26 protein-coding genes and 6 tRNA genes are annotated in these 22,738 nt (G+C 44.3%); 18 read left to right on the top strand and 14 right to left on the bottom strand.

All coding sequences use genetic code 11. The features are described 5' to 3' along the window. Positions 1 to 17 precede the first annotated feature (17 nt). A complete protein-coding gene (locus tag EE116_RS01130) occupies positions 18 to 1,790 on the bottom strand; it encodes an aryl-sulfate sulfotransferase (protein WP_122872881.1) in 1,773 nt (590 codons plus the stop codon). Between the two features lie 201 nt (positions 1,791 to 1,991). On the opposite strand from EE116_RS01130, the gene EE116_RS01135 reads away from it, so the two are divergent. The 3 genes from EE116_RS01135 to EE116_RS01145 all read left to right on the top strand — a co-directional run bounded on the left by EE116_RS01135 (position 1,992) and on the right by EE116_RS01145 (position 4,849). Then, positions 1,992 to 2,195: a tautomerase family protein gene (locus EE116_RS01135; protein ID WP_002949321.1), complete on the top strand. Its 204-nt coding sequence runs from the start codon at positions 1,992 to 1,994 to the stop codon at positions 2,193 to 2,195. Continuing rightward, positions 2,192 to 2,689, top strand: coding sequence for a thioredoxin-dependent thiol peroxidase (gene bcp, locus EE116_RS01140; protein ID WP_122872882.1), 498 nt, complete (start codon positions 2,192 to 2,194; stop codon positions 2,687 to 2,689). Before EE116_RS01135 ends, bcp begins: the two co-directional genes overlap by 4 nt. Before the next feature lie 699 nt (positions 2,690 to 3,388). Further along, the gene (locus EE116_RS01145; RefSeq protein ID WP_122872883.1) at positions 3,389 to 4,849 is read left to right on the top strand and encodes an aldehyde dehydrogenase family protein; all 1,461 of its coding nucleotides are present in this window, start codon (positions 3,389 to 3,391) and stop codon (positions 4,847 to 4,849) included. Between the two features lie 190 nt (positions 4,850 to 5,039). On the opposite strand, the gene EE116_RS12670 is transcribed toward EE116_RS01145, so the two are convergent. Together EE116_RS12670 and EE116_RS12675 are read right to left on the bottom strand one after the other, a co-directional pair. Then, on the bottom strand, positions 5,040 to 5,357 hold the full coding sequence (locus EE116_RS12670) for a Rossmann-like domain-containing protein (RefSeq protein ID WP_338120534.1): 318 nt from the start codon (positions 5,355 to 5,357) through the stop codon (positions 5,040 to 5,042). Positions 5,358 to 5,428: 71 nt separating this feature from the next. After that, positions 5,429 to 5,767, bottom strand: a complete 339-nt coding sequence (locus tag EE116_RS12675; RefSeq protein ID WP_241091609.1) for a DUF4213 domain-containing protein — start codon at positions 5,765 to 5,767, stop codon at positions 5,429 to 5,431. A 426-nt stretch (positions 5,768 to 6,193) separates the two neighbouring features. Here EE116_RS12675 and EE116_RS01155 point away from each other — a divergent pair, with 426 nt between their 5' ends. The 3 genes from EE116_RS01155 to EE116_RS01170 all read left to right on the top strand — a co-directional run bounded on the left by EE116_RS01155 (position 6,194) and on the right by EE116_RS01170 (position 8,985). Next, complete coding sequence (locus EE116_RS01155; protein ID WP_122872884.1) at positions 6,194 to 7,309, top strand: tyrosine-type recombinase/integrase; 1,116 nt, start codon at positions 6,194 to 6,196, stop codon at positions 7,307 to 7,309. Positions 7,310 to 7,326: 17 nt separating this feature from the next. Beyond that, the gene (locus EE116_RS01160) at positions 7,327 to 7,857 is read left to right on the top strand and encodes an ATPase (protein WP_122872885.1); all 531 of its coding nucleotides are present in this window, start codon (positions 7,327 to 7,329) and stop codon (positions 7,855 to 7,857) included. A gap of 756 nt (positions 7,858 to 8,613) precedes the next feature. After that, a complete protein-coding gene (locus EE116_RS01170) occupies positions 8,614 to 8,985 on the top strand; it encodes a hypothetical protein (protein ID WP_122872887.1) in 372 nt (123 codons plus the stop codon). Between the two features lie 366 nt (positions 8,986 to 9,351). On the opposite strand, the gene EE116_RS01175 is transcribed toward EE116_RS01170, so the two are convergent. Next, positions 9,352 to 10,158, bottom strand: a complete 807-nt coding sequence (locus tag EE116_RS01175; protein WP_163028008.1) for a helix-turn-helix domain-containing protein — start codon at positions 10,156 to 10,158, stop codon at positions 9,352 to 9,354. Positions 10,159 to 10,303: 145 nt separating this feature from the next. Here EE116_RS01175 and EE116_RS01180 point away from each other — a divergent pair, with 145 nt between their 5' ends. The 5 genes from EE116_RS01180 to EE116_RS01200 are packed head-to-tail and all read left to right on the top strand — an operon-like array spanning position 10,304 to position 12,011. Further along, complete coding sequence (locus EE116_RS01180; RefSeq protein ID WP_122872889.1) at positions 10,304 to 10,552, top strand: helix-turn-helix domain-containing protein; 249 nt, start codon at positions 10,304 to 10,306, stop codon at positions 10,550 to 10,552. A gap of 9 nt (positions 10,553 to 10,561) precedes the next feature. Continuing rightward, positions 10,562 to 11,062 (top strand): hypothetical protein, encoded by a 501-nt coding sequence (locus EE116_RS01185; RefSeq protein ID WP_122872890.1) that lies wholly within the window; start codon positions 10,562 to 10,564, stop codon positions 11,060 to 11,062. Beyond that, entirely contained in the window at positions 11,055 to 11,624 is a 570-nt protein-coding gene (locus tag EE116_RS01190; RefSeq protein WP_122872891.1) for a hypothetical protein, read from the top strand. Before EE116_RS01185 ends, EE116_RS01190 begins: the two co-directional genes overlap by 8 nt. Further along, positions 11,617 to 11,814 carry a hypothetical protein gene (locus EE116_RS01195; RefSeq protein WP_122872892.1) on the top strand — a complete coding sequence of 66 codons (198 nt, stop codon included), beginning with the start codon at positions 11,617 to 11,619 and terminating at the stop codon, positions 11,812 to 11,814. Before EE116_RS01190 ends, EE116_RS01195 begins: the two co-directional genes overlap by 8 nt. Positions 11,815 to 11,822: 8 nt before the next feature. Then, the gene (locus tag EE116_RS01200) at positions 11,823 to 12,011 is read left to right on the top strand and encodes a sigma factor-like helix-turn-helix DNA-binding protein (RefSeq protein WP_122872893.1); all 189 of its coding nucleotides are present in this window, start codon (positions 11,823 to 11,825) and stop codon (positions 12,009 to 12,011) included. 24 nt (positions 12,012 to 12,035) lie between these two features. Here the strand turns inward: EE116_RS01200 and EE116_RS01205 are convergent, their stop codons facing one another. Beyond that, on the bottom strand, positions 12,036 to 12,254 hold the full coding sequence (locus tag EE116_RS01205; RefSeq protein WP_122872894.1) for a helix-turn-helix domain-containing protein: 219 nt from the start codon (positions 12,252 to 12,254) through the stop codon (positions 12,036 to 12,038). Between the two features lie 168 nt (positions 12,255 to 12,422). Here EE116_RS01205 and EE116_RS01210 point away from each other — a divergent pair, with 168 nt between their 5' ends. From EE116_RS01210 to EE116_RS01225, 4 genes are read left to right on the top strand one after another with little or no spacing between them, the layout of a single operon-like run. Beyond that, positions 12,423 to 12,737 (top strand): hypothetical protein, encoded by a 315-nt coding sequence (locus tag EE116_RS01210; protein ID WP_122872895.1) that lies wholly within the window; start codon positions 12,423 to 12,425, stop codon positions 12,735 to 12,737. Between the two features lie 2 nt (positions 12,738 to 12,739). Further along, positions 12,740 to 12,952 carry a hypothetical protein gene (locus EE116_RS01215; protein WP_122872896.1) on the top strand — a complete coding sequence of 71 codons (213 nt, stop codon included), beginning with the start codon at positions 12,740 to 12,742 and terminating at the stop codon, positions 12,950 to 12,952. Between the two features lie 16 nt (positions 12,953 to 12,968). Continuing rightward, the gene (locus EE116_RS01220) at positions 12,969 to 13,373 is read left to right on the top strand and encodes a hypothetical protein (RefSeq protein ID WP_122872897.1); all 405 of its coding nucleotides are present in this window, start codon (positions 12,969 to 12,971) and stop codon (positions 13,371 to 13,373) included. 15 nt (positions 13,374 to 13,388) lie between these two features. After that, positions 13,389 to 14,348 (top strand): hypothetical protein, encoded by a 960-nt coding sequence (locus EE116_RS01225; protein WP_122872898.1) that lies wholly within the window; start codon positions 13,389 to 13,391, stop codon positions 14,346 to 14,348. Positions 14,349 to 16,297: 1,949 nt separating this feature from the next. Here the strand turns inward: EE116_RS01225 and EE116_RS01230 are convergent. From EE116_RS01230 to EE116_RS01270, 9 genes are all read right to left on the bottom strand, one after another. Beyond that, positions 16,298 to 16,382 (bottom strand) — tRNA-Leu (locus EE116_RS01230). A gap of 15 nt (positions 16,383 to 16,397) precedes the next feature. After that, positions 16,398 to 16,474 (bottom strand) — tRNA-Arg (locus EE116_RS01235). A gap of 12 nt (positions 16,475 to 16,486) precedes the next feature. Next, positions 16,487 to 16,563, bottom strand: a tRNA-Arg gene (locus EE116_RS01240). A gap of 5 nt (positions 16,564 to 16,568) precedes the next feature. Next, positions 16,569 to 16,645: transfer RNA gene (locus tag EE116_RS01245), tRNA-His, on the bottom strand. 11 nt (positions 16,646 to 16,656) lie between these two features. Continuing rightward, a tRNA-Pro gene (locus EE116_RS01250) sits at positions 16,657 to 16,734 on the bottom strand. A 108-nt stretch (positions 16,735 to 16,842) separates the two neighbouring features. Next, positions 16,843 to 18,168: an MATE family efflux transporter gene (locus EE116_RS01255; protein ID WP_122872899.1), complete on the bottom strand. Its 1,326-nt coding sequence runs from the start codon at positions 18,166 to 18,168 to the stop codon at positions 16,843 to 16,845. Continuing rightward, positions 18,165 to 18,854, bottom strand: a complete 690-nt coding sequence (locus EE116_RS01260; protein ID WP_241091610.1) for a DNA alkylation repair protein — start codon at positions 18,852 to 18,854, stop codon at positions 18,165 to 18,167. Before EE116_RS01260 ends, EE116_RS01255 begins: the two co-directional genes overlap by 4 nt. A gap of 104 nt (positions 18,855 to 18,958) precedes the next feature. Then, entirely contained in the window at positions 18,959 to 19,696 is a 738-nt protein-coding gene (locus tag EE116_RS01265) for a TerC family protein (RefSeq protein WP_122872901.1), read from the bottom strand. Positions 19,697 to 20,022: 326 nt separating this feature from the next. Then, a tRNA-Glu gene (locus EE116_RS01270) sits at positions 20,023 to 20,097 on the bottom strand. Between the two features lie 69 nt (positions 20,098 to 20,166). On the opposite strand from EE116_RS01270, the gene EE116_RS01275 reads away from it, so the two are divergent. Genes EE116_RS01275 through EE116_RS01285 form a run of 3 tightly spaced genes read left to right on the top strand, consistent with a single transcriptional unit; the run spans position 20,167 to position 22,730 of the window. Further along, the gene (locus EE116_RS01275; RefSeq protein WP_122872902.1) at positions 20,167 to 20,646 is read left to right on the top strand and encodes a hypothetical protein; all 480 of its coding nucleotides are present in this window, start codon (positions 20,167 to 20,169) and stop codon (positions 20,644 to 20,646) included. Beyond that, the gene (gene nfo, locus EE116_RS01280; protein ID WP_122872903.1) at positions 20,643 to 21,482 is read left to right on the top strand and encodes a deoxyribonuclease IV; all 840 of its coding nucleotides are present in this window, start codon (positions 20,643 to 20,645) and stop codon (positions 21,480 to 21,482) included. Before EE116_RS01275 ends, nfo begins: the two co-directional genes overlap by 4 nt. After that, complete coding sequence (locus EE116_RS01285; RefSeq protein ID WP_122872904.1) at positions 21,483 to 22,730, top strand: OmpP1/FadL family transporter; 1,248 nt, start codon at positions 21,483 to 21,485, stop codon at positions 22,728 to 22,730. The last annotated feature ends 8 nt before the right edge of the window (positions 22,731 to 22,738 follow it).

Below are 22,738 nucleotides of genomic sequence, written 5' to 3' on the forward strand. Positions count from 1 at the left end.
ACCGGAAAGGTCAAATTTTAATACTCAAAGATATTCGGATCGATCACCATCGCGCGGTAGGCCACGTCGTCTCTAGACGCAGACTCTACGTCCATTTCAAATTTGACGTCATTGCTCTTCGGATCGATCTCCACGAGCACCATTTTGATCGTCTTATCGGGCTTTAGCAGATAGACGTTCGAGCTTGAGATGAAGTACGTGCTTTTATCCTTTTGCCACTCGACGATACTAGTAACCGCGCTGTAAAAGTCAAATCCGCGCTCCTTGCCAAACTCCCACGTCTGCTCGACCGTGCCCTTTTTCTCGTCGATCTTGTACTCGACCGCGCGAGAGTATTTTTCCTCTTTTAGCGCAGGCTGCTCCATGCCGCGGCCGTCGCCGTTGTCAAATACGCTGATGTGCTTTACGCTGCCCTTGTTATCGTAGCGCGGAGTGAGCCACGCGGTGTGCTGCGTCCACGACCAGTCGAAGTCGCCCTCGCATTTTGAGTTTTCGCATTTGATTTTGTTGCTGTTTTTATCCACGGGCACTAGCACTTTTTCTTTAAAGTCCGCACTCCAGCCCTCAGGACTTGCGAGGATCCATTTTACCTTTTTGTCGCGACCGATCTTGACGATACCTTGGTGGCGAAGCGAGAGGATGATACCGTCGTCGCTAGGATCGTATGAGATCGAGTTTACGTGCGCCCAGTTGCGTCCCGTGCCGGTCGAGGTCACGTCGCCAAACGGCAGATCGTCGCTAATTTTGATCTCTTTGGCGTCCATGTCGATATTTAGGCACACGGCGCGAGCGTCAAGAGCCTTGATGAGGTTGCTGCGGTAGACGTTTTTGCCGAAAATTTCATTCAGATCCCACTCGTCCACGACCTTGCCGCTGCCGTCCACTTCGATGATGTGATCTCTGATCGTGTGCGAGAGCCTGCCGTCTGCGTGGTGGTAGTTGTATTTACCGACGCGAAGCAGCAAGTGATCGCCTTTTAGCGGCATTACTTCGTGGCTAAGGTCGATGTAGCCGCGCGGCAGCTCGCGATTATACACCTCTTTGCCCATCATATCGTAGCGCATATATCGCTGCGCCATACCCCAGCTCAGATCGCCGTTTGGCAGCTGATGAAAGCCCATCATCATGCCGCCGTCCATCACCCTGCGCTCGCTGCGATCGTAAAATTTCTGATAGTCCAGATACCATCTGACCTCGCCCTGCGTATCGACGACGAAATTTTCGGTGAAATCATTCCAGCTAGCAGCACCCCCGTTTTTCCAATCAAGCGGTTTATAGACGCTCGTAATGGTGTTGTTGATGAGATAGAGCCTGTTTTTAAACGCAGGATCGACCTTTTTGACCTTCATCTTTTGCATGTGGCTAAATCTATAATCTCGGCTATACGTCACGATCGGCTGAGCGTAAATTTTATACTTTTCGACCTTCTTTTCGCCGTTAAAAACGTAGCTCACTTCAACCTCGTTTAGATAGTCCGGATACAGCCCCCAGATCGGCACGCCGTCGTGCGTCAGCAGCGCATGCTCGGAGACGTTGTAGGCGATGTCGATACCGCCGCCCGGTTTACCCAGCACCCGCACGTGGATATCCTTGATGTCCTTGCCCGCCCTATCGATAACGGCGGTCAGCGGCGCCACGTCGTATGGGTTGATAAACACCGAGCCGAGTTCGCCTTGCACCTTCACCTGATGCGCCAAAACGCCCGCACTCGCCGTCTGAGGCACCGCTATAAACGCACCGCTTGCCAAGGCCGCAGCCAAAACGATTGAACCGAAAAAATTCTTACGCATATTCGCTCCTTTTGGGTAAATTTATCTAATTTTACCACTACCGAATCACGCAATAATCATACTAGATTTAAATTTTACTTAAATATCAAATTTAAAGATAAATATTAATATAAAGGCTTAAATTTTAGAATGAGGTCGAGTCGGATAACGAGTCAAATTTTGATATAATTAGCCCGATTTTATCAAATTTAAGGAGAAAAAATGCCTTTCATAAACGTAAAAATGGCAGGCCCGGAGCCGACAAAAGAGCAAAAGCAAAAGCTGGTCGAGGAGATGACCGACACCATGGTGCGCGTGCTGGGCAAAAATCGCGAGCGAGTGCAAATTTATATCGAAACATACGACGCAAGCTCGATAGGCTCGGGCGGCAAGACGCTTGAGGAGATTAGAAAGGAGCAAAAATGAGCGAATTTTCAAAAGAGGATTTGGAGCGAAAAATCACGCTAGCAGCGGGCGATACGGCGCCCCAGTTTAGCCTAGAAAACAGCGACGGCGTAAGCGTCAGCCTAAAAGACTTCGTCGGCAAAAACGTCGTGTTGTACTTTTATCCGAAAGACAATACCCCGGGCTGCACGACCGAAGCATGCGAATTTAGCTCGCTTTACGACGACTTTATAGCCAAAGACACCGTGATCGTGGGCGTTAGTCCCGATAGCGTCAAGTCGCATGCGGGCTTTGCGCAAAAACAGAGCCTAAAGCACATCCTACTAAGCGATCCCGCGCACGAAGTCGCCAAACTCTACGGCGTCTGGCAGGTAAAGAAAAACTATGGCAAAGAGTATCTAGGCATCGCGCGCTCGACCTTTGTGATCGGCAAAGACGGCAAGATCGCGAAGGTGTATAAGAGCGTGAAGGCGAAGGAGCATGCGGCAAAGGTTCTCGCCGATCTAGCGAAATAAATTTGCTTGGCGACTTGCCTCGCGAGCGCTTTTAAATGATTTTTGCTTCGCTGCACTCGCAACTGTAAGCAGAACGTAAATTTCGCCCTGCGACAGACTATATGTCTAGTCTTGGGACGAAATTTACTTCAAAACATTTAAAATCATCTCACGATACTTCGCCTTATCGTTTTATGTTCAAATTTGAAGTCAAATTTGTAAATTTCGGCTTCAAATTTTACCCGCCGAGACCCGCACCCTGAAAATGCAAAATTTAAACTCACGACGCTTTGCGTCAGCAAAGCAGTGTCGCCACCTCTAACGTGCAGTGGGGTTGGTGGGGGTTTGGGGGCGGAAGGGGCGACGCTTCGTAAGTAGAAACCCCTTCCGCCTCCAAAGAAAAAGAAAAGTCGGATATAAAAGGGAACTCTTTTGCTTTAGCTACGCTTCGCAACTGCTGGCAGAGCGTAATTCAAGCCCCTTCCCCCTTAATAAGAAAGATTAAATTTAATGCGCAATGCTAAATTTAGCCAAATCAAATTTAGCGCCGTAAAGATACAGGTCTCGGTGCGTCAAATTTAAAATATTCCCCGCAAATTTAACCTAAACCCCCGTCAAATTTCCGCTCAAATTTTTGATAACGATTATTTTCTAATTATCAAAATATTTATAATGAAGGAGTAATATTTCAGTTATTAAATAATCTTTCAAGGAGAAAAAATGGTTAAGTTACAAGAAAAATACGACCTTTTTATAAATGGCGAATTCGTCCCCGCAAGCAGCGGCAAGACGCTAGACACCTTTGATCCCGCCACCGGCAAAAAGCTAGCCGCGATCGCGGACGCAAGCAAAGAGGACGTGGACGCCGCGGTCAAGGCCGCTCGAGAAGCGTTTAAGACGTTTCGCCATAGCACGGTGAGCGAGCGAAGCAGAATTTTGCTCAAAATCGCCGATATAATCGACGCAAACAAGGATTTTTTGGCCGCGGTCGAGACGATGGACAACGGCAAGCCTATCCGCGAGACGCTAAACGTGGACGTGCCGTACGCGGCGGAGCATTTTAGGTATTTTGCCGGCGTGATCCAGGGCGAAGAGGGCAGCGCAAACGTACTCGAGGAAAAGCACCTCTCGCTAATCTTGCGCGAGCCTATCGGCGTCGTAGCGCAGATCGTACCATGGAATTTCCCATTTTTGATGGCGGCGTGGAAGCTAGCTCCGGTCATCGCAGCCGGCGACACGAGCGTGCTAAAGCCGTCGTCTGAAACGAGTCTGAGCGTGCTCGAGCTAATGCGCCTCATCAAAGACGTGCTGCCAAAAGGCGTCGTAAACGTAATCACGGGCAAAGGCAGCGGCGCCGGAGCGTTTTTGCAAAAACATAGCGGCATCGACAAGATCGCATTTACCGGCTCGACCGAGATCGGACGCGAGATCGCTATCTCGGCGGCTGAAAAAATCATCCCCGCAACGCTCGAGCTAGGCGGCAAATCAGCCAACATCATCTACGCCGACGCGGACTTCGATCTGGCTCTAGACGGCGTTCAGATGGGTATTTTGTTTAACCAAGGGCAAGTTTGCTGCGCGGGCAGTAGGATATTTGTCGAGGAGAAAATTTACGACAAATTTATCGCCGCGGCTGTGGAGAAATTCAAAAATCTAAAAGTCGGCGATCCGCTCGATCCAAAGACGCAGATGGGCTCTCAGATCAACGCCAAACAAGCCGCCAAGATCGTCGAGTACATCAATATCGGCGTCAAAGAAGGCGCCAAAATCGCCGTCGGAGGCAAGCTCGCGGCTGCGGGAGATAGCTTCGTCGAGCCGACGCTGCTAGTGGACGTGAGCAACGATATGCGCGTGGCCAGAGAGGAGATTTTCGGCCCGGTAGGCGTCGTGATCAAATTTAAAAACGAGGACGAACTCATAAAAATGGTAAACGACAGCGAATACGGCCTAGGCGGCGGCGTCTTCACACAGGACATCACTCGCGCCATCCGCACCGCTCGCGCGATGGAGACGGGCCGCGTGTGGATAAACTGCTACAACCAGATCCCGGCGGGCAGCCCGTTCGGCGGCTACAAGAGCTCGGGCATCGGCCGCGAAACGCACAAAATCATCCTTGAGCACTACACTCAGATGAAAAATATCATGGTAAATTTGACGGGCAAGGTTAGTTCGTTTTATTAGAATTTCGCTTAATGCAACTTTGGGTCGGGCGATTTGCTCGGCCCTTTTTTGGATTCGACAAAATTCTTATAAATTCGCACAAATTTAAAACTGATTTTTATCTACTTTCGTTTTAAATTTAATATCAAGCCGGTGATTTTACGCCAAACGGGATCACTCATCTATCCCGCAAATTTGACTAAATTTAGTTTTATGCATTCGGATCGTTAAATTTCCAAATTTTAGAAGTCGAACTCTCACGACTCATTACGAATTTTTCCGCAAATTTGCCGAAAAAATGATACCCCGAGCCAGCCTGCGCGATCACGTCTAAAAGCTCGTCCGCATGCGTAGTATAGACGCCGCCCACATAGCTCACACCTCTATCAAAAAGAGTCTTAGGCGACATCGAAACCGTCGGTCCGACGACGATGACTTCGGCCCCGCCCCTTTTTAGACTCAAGATCTCCTCCAGCGTGTCGTTTAGTAGCGTGACGCCGGTTATGATGATATTATTAGCCGTTCTGATCGCATCCGCAGCCTACCCCTGCAGGACAGAATACTCAAGCTCGTAACATTTTAGCGCGCCCTTATCAAGCTTCATAACGCAAAAATCAGGCCATTTTTTATTATAAATTTAACGCAAGACGCCAGCACGCCCGCGATCACGCTAAACGAGCTGCGCTTGATAGCTAGCTCATCAAATGGATCAGCCTTAAATTTGGTCGCATACGAACTACCAGAGCGCTCATAACATGTCTGCGAAAGCGCGTTTAGAGCAGCTACGGCGATGGTTTTTTTGATAGGGCTATCGCTAGATAAATCTTTTAGAAGAGTTTTTATGTTTTTGCCGCAGATGTTGCCGGAATTTGGCATTACCGCGGCTTGCGACGGACAGCAAACGGCCTCCGAAAAGGACTTTAGCAGAGTGTAACTCACGTCGCAAATACCGCTACTTAGCTTTATGTCCGAAAAAAAACAACCCGGACATAACGCACTGCAGCGTAAATTTAGTCAAATTTGGTACAAAAATTTAAAAGTAAACAATGTGGCGTACATAAAATAAATCGGAAAGCTTTTAAACAAATAAACTGTATTTTGAAAAGGGATTGATATTGAAAAGAAAATTTAAATAGATTTTGGATGGTGCGGATGAAAGGACTTGAAAAAGCGGTTTTATAGCGTTTTCTTAAAATAATAAAAAATAATTTTAAAAAGTGAGTTTATGCCCATAAATACGGGCTTTTAAAAGAGTGTATTTTTAACAAGTTAATAAAGAATAATTTGTTTTTAAAATAAATAATAGCATTTTTTGGTTACACTTTTGGTTACACTTTTGAAAAATACAAGCCAAAAAAGGTAAAAATGAGAGACATAAAATCAAAACGTTACGCCGGCGTTTATTACAGATTGCTAGACGACGGAAGCAAGACGTATTACATCATTTATAAGCACCCAATCGAGGACAAAAACGTCAGATTAAAAATCGGAAGCGACAAAGACGGCTTTAATGAGGCATATTGCCACAACAAAAGAGCGGAAATTTTAACAAAACTTAGGCTGGGCGAGGATTTGCGCATACCAATCATAGCCAAAAAACAGCACAAAACAACGCTTAACGAGATAGCAGAGCTATATTTTGAGAGCAAAGCGATAGCTGGCGAAACTATCAGTATAAAAGAGCGCAAAAGCAAATATAACAGGCACTTGCGCGAGACGCTGGGCGAAAAAGCCTTAACGTCTATCAAAAAAGAGGACGTTATAAGACTACAAAGAGAGCTTATAAAAGCAGACTACGCAAACGCCACGATAGGCAATATTTTACAGCTGGGCGCGACAGTGTTTTATTATGCGATACGTCAGGGGCTTTATAATTCGGCAAATCCTTTTATAAGCGTGGAGCACAAGAAAACGCCGAACGCCCGCATAAGATATCTAAATTTAGACGAGTTGCAAAGGCTCAAAGACAGCGTTAAAAACGATGAGGTTTTATATCTTTTCGTTTTGATTTCGGTTACTACGGGCGCGAGGCTAGAGGGCGTTTTAAACATCCAAAATAAAGACATAGACTATAACGCGGAGCTAATCAACATTTACGACTTTAAGAGCAAGGACAGATACGCCGGAGCTTTGACGGATGAGGTTAAAAATATACTAAAAAGCCGAAAACGGGCTAAAGATAACAACTACGTTATCAGCTACGAGGACGGCGAAAAGTTGGATAAAAAGCGAATACAGCGCAGATTAAAGCCAATACTAGACAGGCTTTTTAATAAAGACCTAGCGAGGAGCGACAGAGATAACCGCGTAGTAATTCACACTCTACGGCACACATTTGCAAGCCTTTTAGCCATACAGGGCACGCCGATTTATACCATACAAAAGCTTTTAAATCATAAAGATATAAAGCAAACTTCGCGCTACGCTAAGCTATCGCCAAAAAGCGGAGCGGATGAGGCTAAAAAGCTATTCGATAAGTAAATTTTAAAAGGTTAAAAATGACAAACGAGAGACTAAAAGAGCTATTTTCGGCTAAAAGAATAAGCGGATACGCAAGCGAGGCAGAGCATAGGGATAATTTTTTACTTATGCAAAGAATAGCCCCTAAAATCGGCATTTTAGAGATTATCACGCGCAACAAAGTGGCCGAAATTTTAGACATTACGGATGATGATTTTATCTCAAAACAAAGCTTAGGCTACTGGGTTAAGACTATCGACGCGGAAAAAATACATAATGCGCTAATCAACCTAAGAGCCGTTGATTTTCGCAAATATTCAAGTTTTAACAGGCTGGGTAAAAGCGATATTCCAAACTTTAAAAAAGTGGGCGCGTGCTACTGGCTTATTTTGACGATAAGAAACCGCGCTTTTCATTTTGAAAATCTATACAAGCTAAACGATAACGGCGCACCGCGCATTATAACGAAGCTAAACAACGAAATTATAGGCGTAGCCCCCGAGATGATTGAGGCGTTTATTAATGACTTTTTGGCTTGTTTCGGCGATGATGTGTCGGAGTATTTATAAGAAAGCGAGGCCGATAAGTGGCCTCTTGAATGTAGGCGTATTATAACAAATAAGCGTTAAAATGTCAATTAGTGGGAAATAGTAACCACTAGCGACAAGACGTAACCGGCTTGAACAAGAAATAAGGCCTGTAGCAAGAAATCCGGCCGGCGCAACAGAATAAGGCCAACTGTAAGAAATCCGGGAACTTGCATAGAATAAGGCCTGTAGCAATAAATCCGGAGCTTAGATATAATCCAAAACAAAAAAGGTTTAATACAATGTGCCCTAAATGCAAAAGCGAGAACGTCGCTACGGTTGCGACTATTAACGGGTTGTGGGTAGAGCGGTTTAAAAAGTGTCGCGCGTGCGGGCATAATTTCCAGACTTGCGAGCTGGTGCGAGTTGATATAAAGCTAGTCGAATATCAAAAAGAGGTTTTGAGCATATTACAAAGGGGTCACAGGAGACAAACGCGGGCGTAAATTTAGCTTTTAAGTCCGAAACGATACAAACATCATCAAAAAGCCAAACGGCTCACAGCGCGCCTTAAAACGCCAGCAAAGGCTCAATTTGTCAAAAAGCGTAAAACGAATGTAAAAAAATGTAAAGAAAATGTAAAATTTTGTAAAGTTTTTTCATTCGTCCGTAACCTTATCTTTTTCTTAAGATAAAGCCCATTAAATCAACATTTAAACTAACTTCAAACCTAAAAATTCACTAGACAAAACTTTACACTTTTAGCTTTTTTGATTTTCATCCTTTTAAACGTCTTTTATGGATAAATTTTACGGAACTGGCAGGCTATATTTATTACTATTAAGGGCGGTGCGTTTTGGCTTGCGGAATACAAGAGACGAAAACGGAGCTAAATTTTGGGCGAACCGGACGCGAAGCGAGATGATTAAAAAATGTCGGATTTCAAAAACGCTTTACCGCGCGAAGCTGACAAACGGCGCATTTAAGGGGCTTAGGAATAAACGGGCAAAAATCGGAGCTAAAAGTGAGCGAGAAATGCGAGCGAAATTAAAAATAAAAAATGTCGGAATTGAGACAAAAAAAGAGATTAAAAAATGTCGGAAATGGATGTTTTTAAAAATGTCGGAATTGACAAAAGCGGAAAAAGGAGCGATAGACGACGAGCCTTAAGCGTTATTTAAAATATTAAATTATATTAAAATGTATTAAATAGCGTATTTGGGATAATTTTGCCGTAAATAGTAGCTCGCAAATCGCCTATTTTATGGGCTTTGCGCGTGAGACGAGGCGCAGAGCGTCGGGAAAATCGGGAAAAACGGACGATTTGGGAAAAAAATTTAAAAGCGCGGAATGCCTAAAAAATGCACGGATTTTGCAAATTTTGCATTTTATTTTCTCATTTTAAGCAAAGCGAGACGGGGCTAAAATATCGTTTTTATCGGCGTTTAGTAGATAAATTTTAAAAATCTTATTTTTTACGTTTTGCAAAGGACATACGGGGATTTTTGCGGGGAACGGAAGTACCCCCCCCCATTATTACAGGTTTTGTAGCTTTTGCATAGCTTTAAGTTTTGCGATGATTTCATCAGTGAAGCTATCGGGCGCGAAACGAAGCAGGCTTAAGAGCTCTTGATGTTTAGGTGAGATGTTTTCGGGTGCATTAAGGGGCGTGATAGTTTCGGGGTTATTGCGTTTTTTAATAATGCTTGCGTAGTATTCGGGGGTTATGTTTAAGCCGCTTGCGTTAAGTAAGTCGATTTCGCCTTTAAACTGCATACTCTCTTTAATATCATCATAAAAGCTTTTATAATGGCTATATTTTTGATAGCCCTCATCATCTGTTACGGCTTGAATATCATCAATGAGCCTAAACTCACTTAAGCAGTCATACGTAACATTTAAGGCTTTAGCTATCCTTATAATATTATCTGCGAGGTCAGATATTCTCCCATACTTTTTAAAATCGTTGTAGCTTATTTGTTTCATCTTATAGCGATTTTCTTTCTCGTCAAAGTTATCCATATCGGTAACAAAAAGAGCTCCTTTTAAGAGTTTTTGCATTTTGTCATCTGTGTAATTAAAAATACTTTGATACATAAGCAAGGTATTAACTATTTTATCCATTTTTTCAAGCTTAGGGGTTTTATCGTCCAGTATGCTATCTTTTGTATAGCCGAAGTAGAGGCTTACAAAATCCAAATATTCATTAGAGGGTTGATTTATCCCTTTTTCATAGCTCACTATTGTAGGTTGTTTAAACCCGCTTATATCGTGTAGCTCGCGACGGCTTATTTTGCGCTCTTTGCGTATTTTTTCCAGTTTTTCACTTACTAAAGTTTTCACAATGACACCTTTTATTTTTTATATTAAGGTAAATTTTATTTGATATTATATAAAATTAGATTTGATATTATATTAAATAAATATATTCTATTTTTTATATTATATCACATTTTACTTACAACTAATCCACACTAAAGGAGCTTATATGCTACAAAAGGACACATACGACGAGATTTTAAAAAATCTACGCGGTAAATACAAAAAGCAGGCCTTATCCATTTTCGAGCTTGCCGACGAACTAGGCGTAAGCGCGTGGACGATAAGAGCCGGCGTAAAAAACGGCAAAGGCGTGCCTAACTTTAAGATTGTAGGCGGCGGCGTAATGCGTAAGCGCGTATTATTCGCTATTCACGACGTGGCAAAGTTTTTAGCCAATACGCAAGAAGTATTTTAAGGTTTGGGCGTGAGAGGGTTAAATTTAACCGCCACTTTAAAGGCGGACGGCAAAAGTTACGCAGTGCTTTGTCTTGACCTCGCAAGCGATGAGGTAAGGCTATTTAATGATGAAAATCAAACGGATTTTTACGTAAATTTAGGCGCAGTTGAGCTTAGCGGACTTGACCTCATATCGCGGGTTTTTGCGTGGAATAAATCGCGCGGACTACTCGAAAAAGGCTATAAAAAGAGCCGTGAAGCGTCATTTATAGCCGAGGAGCTAAGCGAGCTTTTAAGGGGCGACGAGCCGGCGGGGGATATCGACGCTTATATAGATAGCGTTATATTTCAAATCGGAGCTTTGAGCAAGATTTTAAAAGACGAAAACAAGGTTAAAAGGTGCTTTGAGGCGGTGCTAAACGCAAACGAGCGCAAAGGCGAAGCTACGGACGCAAACGGCAAAATCATCAAAGACAAGAGCGTTTTTATCGAGCCAAACGAGATTATAAAAGCGGTTTTGGATGAGTGAGAAAGATAAAATAATGAGGGGCGAAACGCATAAATCAGCGTATTGCGACCAAATTATAACACATTTTTCTACAAAGTCAAGCTGCGTTTTTGTATTTTTCGGCTTAGAATGCGCGGATTTTACCCGCCAAACGGGGCTAAATTTCGTAATAACAAAGGACGCACAGACGCTAAAACGCGAGGCGACGAGCGAGCTAAAAAGTAAGTTAAGAGGTAAAAACGTTTTTATATTTTGCCGTGAGCTTATAAGCGACGTCAGGGTTTTAACGGGCTTTAAAGAGGCGTTAAAAAACCTAAAAGCTAAGACGTATTTTATAGACTACGGCACGCTTAAGTATTTTTTGCTCATTCAAAAATCGGAGCGAGAGCGCAATGAATGCGCCGTAACCTTACCGACAAAAAGCGGAAATATAAAAGATTTTGCGCTTAGCGATATAGCGGATTTTTGCGGGTGTGACGCCGACAAGATAGCCGAAATAACGGCTAACTTTTTACGCATTACGGCGCGCGAGCTTACGGCAAAAGCACGGAAACAAACGGTAAAAGGGGCTAAAAATGACTAAATTTGGGCACGGATTTTTATACTACAGCTTAGACAAAGACGAACGAGAGTATCAGGCGGAGCTACTAAAAACGCAAAAAGAGCGAGACAAGGAGCGACGAACGCAAGAGGACACAGAGCGCGAGAGCGAGCGTCAAAGAGCCTTAACGCGACTAGCCGGCATAAGAGCAAGAATAAACGCAAAGGCTTAGCGGGCGCAATGGCAAACGCTAGCAAGATGTTTTATACATATAAGGAAATAGCGCATATTCTTGGCATAAGTCAAGAGCGAGTGAGACAAATAGAAAACATCGCACTGGCAAAGCTGGCGCACCCAAAAAACGCGCAAAAATGGCGAAACATCAGGGAAACTATAGAGGAAATGGAAAATCAAAAGGCTAAAGAATGAGAGCGGAAAACGAGACGCGAGCAACTATTTTTTATTTACGTAAGGCTCAAAAATGGCTACGGCTTTGTCTAAGTCGCGAGCTTTGGCGTAATTTTCAAGCCACGAGGATACCCACGACGGAACAGGCTTTACTTCGTCGCGCCAATTTGAAACAGAGCTATACGCAAGACCCGTCAAGTCGCAAAAATCTTGCCTGCTCAACCCAAGGCTTTTTAATTTTTTATCAAACTCTTGTTTATTCATTCTGCTATCCTTTTTATAAAGATAGTATCAAAAATTACCTAAAGAGTAAATAAAAATGCCAATAAGTTATCTAAAAAGTAAAAATAGTCTTGACAATCTTATCAATAGAGTATATAATTACGCCTATAAAATACTCAAAGAGTAAATAATAAATATGAGGAGCAAAAAATGAGCGAAGCAAACCTAACGGCAAACGTGAGCCAAAAGCACGTAAATCAAGACAACGCGGGCGCGATAGTCTTTTACGCCGATTACGGCCTAAAAAACGCAACAGCTAGAATAGACGGCTTAGGCGCGATGATATCGGCTTATTTAAAAAATTTAGCAAACGTCGGCGTATTGTCAGAGGACGACCTATTTAAAAATGAAATTTTAGGTGTCCAGGACGTGTTTTTAAAGGCTATAAACGAGGAAATAGACGAGCTTACGTCTATAAAAAACGGCATATTGTCGGCTATAGGACACACCAAAAGCGAGGCGTAAAAATGGATAATACGGACAAAATCGAAATACTTAATCAGGCTTTAGAAAATTTGCAGGGCGCACAGACGCTTTTACTGGCTTTGGCACGGTATCTGCGCGAGAACGCAGACGAGACGGCAAACGCGCTTTTTGTTATCGAGGGCACAATTTTTCAAAACGTGAGCGATTTAAAAAGCGTCTTTGAGGACGAATTAACAGCATACGCCAAAATATGAAAGCGAGGGGCGAATAATGATTAATCAGCTGGAAATCGACAAGGCTTTTTATAAGAGTATCGAGCGTTTTAAATCGAGCGACGAGCAAAGCAAAACGAAGCAAGAACGCGCGAGCTGGAGCGAATACGACCTATTAAATCAAATAATCAATGAGGCCATAGCAAACGAGGCGCAAAGAATACAAAGGCGAGAGCGACCAAGCGAAAACGGCTTTATAGGGCGAATATTAGAAAACGAAACGACGAAAATCAAAGCCTTAAGCGCGCTTGTAGTCGCGTTTTTATCTCAACTGGAAAACAACGAGAACGTAGACGAGCCGTTAAAATCGGACGCTAGAGGCATTAAGCAAGTAGCGCGCGAGAGCATAGGCGAGCATTTGCGAGAACTTGAGGGCATACGCGCACGGCTAGCGAATATCTAAAGAGGGTTAAATTTTATGATATTTAGCGTGGAAAACACCATTTTTAATAATCGCGGTATCGATACAGTGCGTCAAGTCGCGCACTATTCCACGCTAAAAAATATCATAGTCAAACACGGGCTTACGATACGAACAGAACTTAAAAATTTACCTATAAATCCGTATTTGGCGAGCATAGAACAGAGCCTAAAAAATGACCCGAAAAACAGATACAAAAAAGAGGCTTTTAAGCCCGTTATCGAATATGTCAAAATCTCACAGGGTAGCGGACTAAGTAACTATATCATCATTATTAAAAATATCCCGCTACTCTTTGAACACGCGCTTGCACACAAAAAAGCGAAAGACACGTTTTGCTTAGTCGTATATACGGGGCTACATCAACCGACAAAGCACATCAGCAACGAAGCCGTAAAACTAATATCGAAACTTTTAAAACGCAAGACCTTTACGCTTTTAAACTGCGACGTAGCGACGGACTATAAAGACGCAAAAGATATCGACTACAGGCGCAAAGAGGAGTTTAAAAGCAGGCTAGGCGAAGTATGCGACAACAGCTATATTATTAAACAAAATAGCCTATACTGCAACCAAACGACGCTAAAAGGCGTTGATAAAATACTACTTTATGACAAATACAAAAAGCAAACCGTGCACCAAAAACAAAGGCTACACGTAAGCCTTAAGGAGTGGAAACGCCTCGAAATAACATTAACACCCAAAGGCAAAACGGACTTTATGAGCTTTATAAAAACCGAGCTTGACGAAGCTATCCAAAAAGCCGACGTAATCGCTAAAGGGCTACGGATAGCGGGCTTTAAGGATGATTATTTGCTCTATCAAATCAAAGCTTTAACGGACGCGAGAACGCTAAATAAAAAGCCGGCGACCGCGCGTTTTAACTCAAAGCAAGCATTAGAGAGTTTTATTGTCTCGCGCAGGCGCAAGAGCCTAGCGCAAACGGACGATTTTTAGCCAGCCAACAGCAAGAAATCCGGCCGGCGCAACAGAATAAGGCCAACTGTAAGAAATCCGGGAACTTGCATAGAATAAGGCTTGTAGCAACAAATCAAGCGAGCTCAACAGAATAGAGCCAACAACAAGAAATCAAGCAAATTTAACCCAATCCGGGAGCTTGAACACAGCTCGAGCTTGAGCAGGAAATAAGGCCGGCAACAAGAAATCCGGCCGGCGCAACAGAATAAGGCCAACTGTAAGAAATCCGGGAACTTGCATAGAATAAGGCTTGTAGCAACAAATCAAGCGAGCTCAACAGAATAGAGCCAACAACAAGAAATCAAGCAAATTTAACCCAATCCGGGAGCTTGAACACAGCTCGAGCTTGAGCAGGAAATAAGGCCGGCAACAAGAAATCCGGCCGGCGCAACAGAATAAGGCCAACTGTAAGAAATCCGGGAACTTGCATAGAATAAGGCTTGTAGCAACAAATCAAGCGAGCTCAACAGAATAGAGCCAACAACAAGAAATCAAGCAAATTTAACCCAATCCGGGAGCTTGAACACAGCTCGAGCTTGAGCAGGAAATAAGGCCGGCAACAAGAAATCCGGCCGGCGCAACAGAATAAGGCCAACTGTAAGAAATCCGGGAACTTGCATAGAATAAGGCTTGTAGCAACAAATCAAGCGAGCTCAACAGAATAGAGCCAACAACAAGAAATCAAGCAAATTTAACCCAATCCGGGAGCTTGAACACAGCTCGAGCTTGAGCAGGAAATAAGGCCGGCAACAAGAAATCCGGCCGGCGCAACAGAATAAGGCCAACTGTAAGAAATCCGGGAACTTGCATAGAATAAGGCTTGTAGCAACAAATCAAGCGAGCTCAACAGAATAGAGCCAACAACAAGAAATCAAGCAAATTTAACCCAATCCGGGAGCTTGAACACAGCTCGAGCTTGAGCAGGAAATAAGGCCGGCAACAAGAAATCCGGCCGGCGCAACAGAATAAGGCCAACTGTAAGAAATCCGGGAACTTGCATAGAATAAGGCCTGTAGCAACAAATCAAGCGAGCTCAACAGAATAGAGCCAACAACAAGAAATCAAGCAAATTTAACCCAATCCGGGAGCTTGAACACAGCTCGAGCTTGAGCAGGAAATAAGGCCGGCAACAAGAAATTAAAGAACTTTAATACACATAGCTTATAAAATTTCAATATTAAAAAATGCTTGTGTATCAAAAAAGAGTAAAATTTTATACACAAAACAGCAAAGCAATCAAAAGTAAAATATATTTTCAGCTCAAAAGCATTTCAAAACTTAAATTAAGAAATCGCAAATTGTAAAATATATTTTTCGTGAAACTTAAAAAAAATGGCTCAAAACTTAAAAAATACAATCAAAAAATATCATTTTTCACACGCTTAAGTTTCACGGGATTTTTTACTATTGAAAACAGCGGGCTATATGCGCCGAAAGTGCGGTAAAATCGATGTTTTAAAAAAAGTAGTATTGAAAACAATTATTTTCAAGACAAGAACAGTTTTTTTGGATAACCTTAAGTAAAAATATTAGTATATAAAGGCATATTGTTTCAAGACGCTATTATAATATCTTTTTTGCTTAAAATAACTTGAAATATGTTTTTAATGAGATATAGGCGCAAATCGACTTTAAAAATATAGGCTTTGCAGGTTACACTTATTTACACTTTTAAAAATCCTACGTTCTACAGCTTGATTATCGCGCGCGTAAAGAGGCGGTTAAAATGCATATAATCTTGTATTTTCTCGTTTTGGCTTGTGAGTTACAAAAAGCCATATATTAGCAAAACGCGACTATATCAGCTTTTTAAGGGGCTTTTTACTCCATTTTTTACACTTAGGTTACACTTGATATATTTTTCAATTCTTAAGAGGTGTTTCAAATGCCATATTTTAGGGGTTTTAAAGGGGATTTTTAATAGTAAATGGTGCGGATGAAAGGACTTGAACCTTCACGCCGTGGGGCACCAGATCCTAAGTCTGGCGTGTCTGCCAATTTCACCACATCCGCACAACAATAATAAAATGGTACGCCCATCAGGATTCGAACCTGAGGCCTACGGCTTAGAAGGCCGTTGCTCTATCCAGCTGAGCTATGAGCGCATAAAAACAAAGTGGCGCGCCCGATAGGAGTCGAACCCATAACCTACAGATCCGAAGTCTGTCGCTCTATCCAATTGAGCTACGAGCGCCCAAGTGGGGTGAGTGATGGGAATCGAACCCACGACCCTCAGGACCACAATCTGATGCTCTAACCGACTGAGCTACACTCACCATCTAACAAATGGTCGGGGTGAAAGGATTCGAACCTTCGGCCCTCTGGTCCCAAACCAGATGCGCTAACCAGCCTGCGCTACACCCCGAGGCATTGCGAGTTTAGCCTACTTATTGAAAAGGCGCATTGTAGCCAAAAAAATGCGCTATGTCAAGAAAAATAAGCTTAAATTTGAAAATTTGCAAAATTTTTTGCTTCAAGCCGCGCAAACTCGGCTAAGAACAAATTTGGTGTAAAAGAAAAAAGTTAGCCCGATCAGCCAAACGTTAAAAAACATCGCCTTAAAAATATCTTGCAACTCGCCGCCAAAAACATATGCCACGAGCGCGTAAAGCGCTATTTGTAGCACTATCTGGCGAGTAAAATTTAAAACAAAAACCGCCGCGGGCCTTTTTACGCCTTGAAGCGTCGAGCCGGAGAGATTTATGAGCGCGTAGCCTATAAACGCTAGCGAATTTACCGCAAAATAGCTTTTTGCCGCGTTTACGACTTCGGGCGTTTCGTCAAAAAAGCCGACCAAAATCCCGCCGAGCCCAAGGCAAAAAGCCGCCGTTAATATGCAGTAAAGCGCTAAAAATTTGACTGCATAGGCGTAGCAGCCGCGCACTCTAGCGTATTCGCGCGCGCCGAAGTTTTGCGATACGATACCAAGTACCGCCGACGCGATGCCAGTCGTGGGCAGCATGACGATCTGCTCGATGCGAAGAGCTAGGCCATAACCTGCGACCGCATGCGTGCCGTAACGGCTGATAAAATGCATAAGCACGAGCCCGCCAAGCGACATCGATAGGTAGTTTAGGCACGCGGGTAAGGCTTGGGCTAAAATTTTACGGTAGATGGCAAGCTCGGGCGCAAATGAGCGTAAATTTAAAAAATTTATCATACCCGTTTTTGCGACCTTGACGCCTAAAAAAAGCGAACCAAGAAGCTGCACCGAAGCCGTCGCCAGCGCTATCCCGCCGATACCCAGCCCGCAAAAATCCACGCAAAAAAAGCAAAAGCCCAAATTTATAAAAAGTCCCGCAAAAAGCCAGTTTCGCAGGCTCTTCGTATCGCCCGCGGCTACTAGCACGCCGTTTAGCGATTTTATGAGTAAGAAAAACGGCGAAGCAAGAAATATCACGCGGTTATACGCCATGGCTTCGCGTAAAAACTCCTCGTTTGCGCCTAAAATTTTAAGCAAATGCGGCGTAAAAATAAAGCCTGAAAGCCCCATAAAAAGCGCGCAAAGAAGCACGAAAAACACGCCCTTTGCGGCGTAAATTTTAGCGAGTTTTTCTTTGCCGCCGCCAAGCGCGTTGCCCACAAGCGCCGTTAGCGCCGAGCCAAAGCCAAGCCCTACGCCAACGACGCTGATATAGAGCAAAAAACTCATCGAAAAGCCCGCCAGCGCCTGAGTCGAGATGCGCGCGGCAAAAAATACGCCCGTCACGTTGTAAAGCGTGTTAAAGCTCATCGCGACGCCCGCGGGCGCGGCTAGGCGCAGTACGAGCTTATCTATGGGCTCTTTTGTGAGATTCACTTGATTTTGAGCTCCAAAAGCGCATCTTTTACCTCTTTTGGCACGCGGTAGCTGTCGCGGATCTTTGAGATCGTTTTGTTGTGGGTAAATTTACTCAGTCGCCCACTCTCTAGCAGCTGCTGCCCTGCGCCGTCAAATTTAATAAAAATCTCAGCTAAACACCAAGCAGCCGCCATTTGCACGTAGTATCGCTCATCCTTTTCCTCGGCGCAAATTTCAAAAAACCGCTCCAGCGAAACCGCCCCAAAATTGCGCATAAAATAAACGTAGAAAAAGCGCTTTTCGTATTCTAAATTTGAGCTGAGAGCCTGCTTTAGTAGCGCATCCACGTAGCGCGCATCGCTGAATTTAGGCTCAAAGCCGTCCGTCACAGCCCAGTTTGGCATCGTTTTGATAAACTCGCTAGCTAGCTTAAATTTAGCTTCGTCGTCTTTTATGAGCATTATCAAAAAGCCCTTTAGCATAAACTCCTCGTGAAAAAACGGCTCATAAGCAGCGATCTGTTCTAAATTTAGCCGAGCAAAATTTTGCTTTGCCAGGCGTCTTAGCTCGGGAGTTTTTACGCCTAAAATTTCGGGGCTTTTGATGAGTTTTTGCGAAAATGCCGCCAGCTTTTCGCTCTTAAGCCCCTCTAAAATCTCTAAAAATTCGCCTTTTACGTCCACGCTAGCTCCTTTTCTTTTCAAATTTACTGCTCAAATTCGTCCTGCTTAAATTTGACGCCCCAAAAAGCCGAAGCGTCAAATTTGCCGCCCTGCGCGCCTAAAAGCAAATTTTAAAGGCTCAAATTTTACTTTTGAGCCTCTTGCGCGCGTTTTGCCGACTTTTTGCGAGCGTAGATGTTGATGAGCTCCACGCCCAAAGAAAACGCCATCGCAAAGTAAACGTAGCCCTTAGGCACGTGCATACCGAGCCCCTCGCCTACTAGCGTAAAACCAATCAGAATCAAGAAAGCAAGCGCTAGAATCTTGATCGTCGGGTTGTTGTCGACGAAATTTGATATGCCCTTAGACGCGAACATCATCACGCCCACCGCAAGTATCACGGCTAGAATCATGATCTCGATGTGATTTGCCATGCCCACCGCGGTGATGACGCTATCGAGCGAAAAGACGATGTCAAGTACGGCGATCTCTGCGATAACGACCCAAAAACTCGCATGTCCTTTGCTCGCCGAGTGCTCCTCATGCTCGCCGCTGACGCTTGAGTGGATCTCGAGCGTGGACTTGCCGATGAGGAAAAGTCCGCCTAAAATCAGCACCAAATCGCGGCCAGTGATCGTAAAGTCAAACACGCTAAATAGCGGCTTGGTAAGCTTCATAATCCAAAATAGCGAAAGCAAAAGCGCAATCCTCGTTAGCATCGCGAGCGAAAGCCCTAAAATGCGGCCTTTGTCGCGCTGCTCAGGCGGGAGTTTGCCGACTAGGATCGCGATAAATATGATGTTGTCGATACCAAGCACGATCTCAAGCCCCGTTAGCGTCACGAGCGACAGCCACGCCTCGGGCGAAAAAATCCAATCAAACATTTTTTTCCTTTTTTATAATTTAGGGCGCGATTATAGCCAAAACGGGTTTAAATTTGATTGAGCGAGCGGGAGTGGGCATTTGGGAATCAAATTTGACGATTTTAGCGCACGAATATTTGCGTTTTGAGGCGATTAAATTTGACGGATTTTGGTTTATTTGGCAGCGGTTAAATTTGCCGCGATTAAATTTGATTTTGCAAAATACGCCGCAAACGGCTCTGCGGATAAATTTTTAGAAAAACCAAATTTAAAAAATTATCTTAAATAAAGGGCGTTTAAGCGATAAGCGGATAAAATTAAAATCTTTTGTGAAATTTAAAATGAAGTGGTGACCCCTACGAGACTCGAACTCGTGTTACCGCCGTGAAAGGGCGATGTCCTAACCGCTAGACGAAGGGGCCACAAATTAGCGGAAATGGGATTTTACATTAAAGATAATAAAAAATAGCTTAAACCAAGGATAAGAAATCATGAAAAAATTTTCAAACTTCGCTTTAGCTGCGCTCGCATGCCTTGCATTTAGCGGCTGTGCCGCGCTACAAAGCCAAAAATCATCAGACAAATTTACCGTCACCATCCTCACTCCGCCGTTAAAAATCAACGATGTGGGCTTCCTACACAAAAGCGCAAACCAGCTAAATTTGCAAATTTACAGCTCGGGCGTAAATACGGTAAATCTCAAAATAAACGACAAAATTTGTATGAACGGCGCGTGTTTTGAGAAAAAAGAATTTAACAAAAAGTTCTTTTTGGAGGAGAGATACGACGACTTTTTCGCGGAAATTTTGGAGCGCAAACCGCTATATGACGGCATAAATGTAATGACAAATTCGTGCGGTTTTATACAAGATATAAGTAAATATTCAATAAAATACGAAGTTTGCGGTAAAAATATCAGCTTTTTCGACGCTAAAAACCGCATAAAAATCATCATAAAAGAGCTTCAATGAAATTTATCGGCGCGCACGTCAGCATCGCGGGCGGCGTAGAAAACGCTCCGCTAAATGCGGCAAATATCGGCGCGAACGCCTTTGCGATGTTCGTCAAAAATCAGCGTCAATGGGAAGCCAAGCCGCTAACCCCAGAAAATATCTCCAAATTTAAACAAAATTTAAAAGCCGCCCATATCGAGCCCAGGCACGTTTTGCCGCACAATGGCTACCTTATAAATTTAGGCCATCCGAGCGCCGAGCAGCGTCAAAAGTCCATTAACGCCTTTTTGGATGAAATTTACCGCGTAGAAGCGCTAGGTCTAGTGATGATAAATTTTCATCCGGGCTCGTATCTAAACGAAATTTCGCCCGAAATTTGCCTCGAAAATATCGCAAATTCCGTAAATTTCCTACTCGAAAACAGCCAAAACGTAAAGCTAGTCATCGAAAACACCGCAGGTCAAGGCTCAAATTTGGGCTTTAAATTTGAACACCTAGCCTACATCATCAAACGCTGCATCGATAAAAGCAGGATCGGCGTGTGTCTGGATACCTGCCATACGTTTGCCGCAGGATACGACATCAGAGACGACTACCGGCGCGTGATGAGCGAATTTGACGAGATAGTCGGGCGCGATATGCTGTGCGGCATGCATATAAACGATACGAAATTTGACCTAGCCAGCAAAAAGGACCGCCACGAGAGCCTGGGCAAGGGCTTTTTGGGCTTAAAAACATTTGAAAACATCATAAACGACCCCCGCACGGACGATATCCCGCTAGTTTTAGAGACTATCGACGAGAGTATCTGGGCGGATGAGATAAAAATTTTAAGAAACTTTAAAGGAGCATAAATGAGAAAATATATCGGCGTTTGCCTAGCGGCTTGTTGCTGCCTAAATGCGGCGGGCTTTAAAATCCCCGAGCAAAGCGGCGATAGCATCGCGCTTTTAAACTCAAACGTCGCGACGAGCTTCGGACCCGACGCAGCCTATAACAACCCGGCAAATATGATATTTTTAGACGGCGGACACTACCTAGAGAGCTCGCTAACCTATCTGCGCATGTCAAAGACGAAGTATAGACACTTTAACGGCGACAAACTAACGTCTAGAAGAGCGACCGCGCTCGTACCTACGTTTCACTTCGTGACGCCGCATTTTGGCGACTGGCGCTTTGGCCTCTCGGTCGTCGTGCCTGCGGGAATGTCGATGAGATGGGACGAAAATTTGCCTAAAGCCACCTCTAAAAAATTCGACCTAAAAGTGATCGAGGTAAATCCTAGCGTCGCCTACGCGCTAACCGACAACTTTGCGTTAGGCTTTGGCCTTCGCGCCGTTTACGCTAGAGGAGAGGCCGTGCAGGAGGTGCCTGGCGCCCTGCCCGCCTCGCAAGACATCAAAGGCGACCGCGTAAATTTCGGCTATAACGCGGCGATCACCTATAAACCGACTTCAAATTTGAGCCTAGCGGCCACCTACCGCTCGAAAGTAAATATGAATCTAAAAGGCGACACCGACATCAGCGCGCCGGCGCACCCGAGAGGGGTATTTCCGAGCGGCTCTTATAGCGGTAGCGCAAAGCTATCCGTACCGCTACCTGCGAGCTTAAATTTAGCCCTATCTTACAAAATCGCAAACACCACGCTGCTATTTGACTTTGAAAGAACCTATTGGTCGGCGTGGAAAGAGCTTGACTTCAACTACCCGGGCGCCTCGGCCGCTCACTACCGCAACCCGTTTTTTGCGGCATTTGACGCGTCTAAAAAGCGCGACTGGAAGGACAGCAACGCCTACCGCATCGGCATAGCGCACGACGCGACGGATAAGCTCCGCCTGATGGGTGCGGTTACGTTTGACGAGGCCGCCTCTAGAGCCGATACTACGGGCTTTGACCTGCCAGACACCAAGGCCGTCATCTATGCAGCGGGCTTTAACTACAAATTTACGGACGCTTTGGAGCTGGGAGCTAGCTACTTCTACCAAGACAGAAAGGCGCGCGACGTGCACTACTACTCAAACGCGTCGGGACTTTATCCAAACGGCAAATTTGAGCGCGGCAACGCTCAAGCTATAAATTTGAACGTGAAATATAAATTTTAAGGCGCGGC

The sequence above is a fragment of the Campylobacter showae genome, from assembly GCF_900573985.1.
Taxonomy (GTDB): Bacteria; Campylobacterota; Campylobacteria; order Campylobacterales; family Campylobacteraceae; genus Campylobacter_A; species Campylobacter_A showae_E.